Source organism: Psychrobacter sp. W2-37-MNA-CIBAN-0211, from assembly GCF_040309405.1.
GTDB classification, from domain to species: Bacteria; Pseudomonadota; Gammaproteobacteria; order Pseudomonadales; family Moraxellaceae; genus Psychrobacter; species Psychrobacter glaciei.
Genome location: NZ_JBEOOU010000321.1, coordinates 1 through 261, shown reverse-complemented (window position 1 = coordinate 261; position 261 = coordinate 1). Strand labels below are relative to the sequence as shown.

General features: G+C 47.5%; 1 protein-coding gene. It reads left to right on the top strand.

Annotated features, from left to right (window positions below; all coding sequences use genetic code 11):
• Window positions 1-261, top strand: a 261-nt coding sequence (locus AAEY72_RS15400) for a S8 family serine peptidase (RefSeq protein WP_352311468.1), incomplete at both ends; no start/stop codon positions are given.

Here is a 261-nt window from a genome sequence, read left to right as displayed (position 1 = left end):
AGACTGTACTGGTGGCAGTGGTTCGAACATCATGTTAATGGAAGCATTAGAACATGCCGTTAATGATGGCGCCGATGTCATTAACAATTCTTGGGGTGGTGGCGCTGGCTCTGATCCTTCAAGTAGCCCTTACAAAACGATGTTTGAAGCTGCCGAAGCTGCAGGTATTGTTGTGGTAAGTGCTGCGGGTAATGATGGTAATGCAGCAAAAACAGTTGGCTGTCCTGGTTGTATCGAGTCTGGTATCACTGTGGCTAACAG